The 2,635-nt window shown below is 67.3% G+C and carries 3 protein-coding genes; 2 read left to right on the top strand and 1 reads right to left on the bottom strand.

The genetic code is table 11. The features are described 5' to 3' along the window. Positions 1-563: hypothetical protein (locus EOA33_RS31420; protein ID WP_127407395.1), on the bottom strand; the 563-nt coding region annotated here is incomplete at its 3' end. Positions 564-792: 229 nt separating this feature from the next. On the opposite strand from EOA33_RS31420, the gene EOA33_RS31415 reads away from it, so the two are divergent. Further along, entirely contained in the window at positions 793-1,515 is a 723-nt protein-coding gene (locus EOA33_RS31415) for a response regulator transcription factor (RefSeq protein ID WP_126054241.1), read from the top strand. Further along, positions 1,512-2,635 (top strand): ATP-binding protein (locus tag EOA33_RS31410; RefSeq protein ID WP_127407394.1); only part of this gene is annotated, 1,124 nt, incomplete at its 3' end. The genes EOA33_RS31415 and EOA33_RS31410, both read left to right, overlap by 4 nt.

Below are 2,635 nucleotides of genomic sequence, written 5' to 3'. Positions count from 1 at the left end.
ATCTCGAGCTGCTCGGGCGTCAGCTTGGTGCGGAGCGCTGAGATCGCGTCCTTGAGCCTGGCTGCCGCGATGGCGTGCTGCGTCACGTCGTCGGCCAGCTTCTCCTGGAAGGCGAAGGGATCGCGGGCCTCAGGCTTGCCGGCGGGACCGTTGCCTGCCGCATCGGGGCCGCGCCCGCCGGTGCCGCCCGGACCATGGTCGGGCCGCGGTGGCGCCAGCACCGCCTGCAGGGCGCTGGTATAGTCGCGCCAAGCGTCGAGCTGCTCGGATCGCACACCGATCTTGGTCTCAAGCGCGGAAAGCCGGGCCGCGAGCATGAATTCCGGCGGCGGTCCCATCCGGCGTTCACCAAAGCGCTGCGGACCGTGGCCTTCCGGACCGAAGCCGTCCGGTCCGTGCCGCATCGGCCCATGTGGGCCGGGCCAGGGCATTGGCCCCCGGTCGGCGCCGTCCGGCTGCGCCAGCATCGGCGGCTGGTCACCGGGCGCATCCGGCTGCGCCGCCAGCACGGGATGAATGGCCGCGACCGAGAACAGGCCGAGCGCAAAAAGTCTGCTTCGCATGACGTAATCCTTTCCTGCATGCTTCGGATCGCTGGAGGATAGGAAGCGTCTTTTGCCGCTTTGCTTCGGCGCGTTGCTGAAGGTTTCCGCAAAAGGGAGATTTGTTTCCCAATGTTTCCGGGCGCCGGGTGGAAACATTGGGTTGCAATTTTCCATGCCGCTTGCCCGCCGCGCTCCTATAATCGCCGGCAAACAAGCAAACAGGGCAGGAAATGCAGGCGGGCAGGTAATGCAGGCACAACCCCACATCCTCGTCGTCGACGACGACCGCGAAATCAGGACGCTGCTCGGGCGCTATCTCGATGGGCAAGGCTTTCGCGTCTCGGTGGCGGCTGACCGGCGCGAATCCGAGCAGAAGCTCGGCTCGGGCCAGTTCGACCTGATCGTGCTCGACGTCATGCTGCCCGACGGCTCGGGCCTCGACATCTGCAGGGCGCTGCGCGATCGCAAGCCGCATATTCCGGTCATCCTACTGACGGCGCTGAAGGAGGATGTGGACCGCATCATCGGGCTGGAGCTCGGCGCCGACGACTATCTCGGCAAACCGTTCAACCCGCGCGAGCTTGCCGCCCGCATCCGTGCCGTGCTCAGGCGCTCAGCACCGGAAGAGGCTCCGCCGCGTGTGCGCGTCTACCAGTTCGCCGGCTACAGGCTGGAGCCGGACACGCGCAAGGTGATGGATGCCGAGGGCGCGCTGATCGACCTCACCGGCGCTGAGTTCGACCTGCTGCAGGTCTTCCTCGACCGCCCCGGACGGCTGTTGTCGCGCGATCAGTTACTCGATCTGACGCAAGGCCGCGAGCGTGACCCGCTCGACCGATCCGTCGACGTGCTGATGAGCCGACTGCGGCGCAAGTTCGGTGACGCGGGCGAGGGTCCGCTGTTCAAGACGGTGCGCAATGGCGGCTACCAGCTCACCGCGCGCGTCGAGACGGCCGAGGCCGAAGCATGACCTCGCTGCGCCGGCGCCTGATCATCCTGCTGGTCGCGTCGATCGTCGGCGTCGTGGGCCTTGCCACGTTCGTCGCGATCAAGGTGCTCGGCGGGCCGTCCCCCGAGCTCATCATGCGGCCGGTCGCCCGCCAGGTGCAGCTCATGGTGCAACTGGTTCCGGGCCATGTGGCCGGTCCGAGTGACGCGCCGATCAACATCAGCGACCGTCCCGCCGACGGTTTCGAGGACCTCAAGCACACGCGAGTGCTCAACGACATCCTGCATGACGACGGTCTCGACCTTTCGGCGACCGTCAGCCGCAACCCCGGCAGTCCCGGCATGGTCGCCTCGGTCGCGCTGCCCGGCAATCGCTGGATGATCGTCGACGTGCCGGACTTCAATCCACCGCGCGATGTCTGGTTCGTGCTGGCCGGCTGGATCACGCTGATCGCGCTCGGCGCCACGGCGGTCTCGGTCTATTTCACCGCCGTGCTGGTGCGGCCGCTGGAGATGCTGGAGACGGCGGTCAGCAAGATCGGATCGGACGGCGTGCTGGCGGCGGTGCCGGAGAAGGGGTCGGCGGAAGTCCGGGCGACGGCGCATGCGCTCAATCAGCTCTCCGCCAGGCTGAAGACGGCGATGGAGAGCCGCATGCGGCTGGTCGCCGCCGCCGGCCATGACCTGAGGACGCCGATGACGCGGATGCGGCTCAGGGCTGAATTCCTCGACGACGACCGCGAAAAATGGCTGCACGACCTCGATGAGCTCGACCGCATCGCCGACAGCGCGATCCGGCTGGTGCGCGAGGAGGTCAACCAGGATGCCGTCGAGCCGGTCGACCTGGCGAGGCTGCTGCGCGACATCCAGGCCGAGATGATCTCGCTCGGACATCCGGTCTCTGTCGGCCAGCTCGACAAAGTCTCGGTCAAGGCCGGCGCGCTTGGCCTCAGGCGGGCTCTGCGCAACCTGATCGTCAACGCCGCTACACATGGCAGGGGCTGCAGCGTTGCCCTGACGAGCGCCGGCGGCCAGGCCGTGCTGACCATCGACGATGATGGGCCGGGCATTCCGCCGGAACTGCTCAACAAGGCGTTCGAGCCGTTCTTCCGGGTCAATCCGGGGCGGCTGCAATCGATACC

Source organism: Mesorhizobium sp. M4A.F.Ca.ET.050.02.1.1 (assembly GCF_003997725.1).
Lineage (GTDB): Bacteria > Pseudomonadota > Alphaproteobacteria > Rhizobiales > Rhizobiaceae > Mesorhizobium.
The sequence above is the reverse complement of the archived record's forward strand: the minus strand, read 5'-3'. Positions and strand labels throughout refer to the sequence as shown.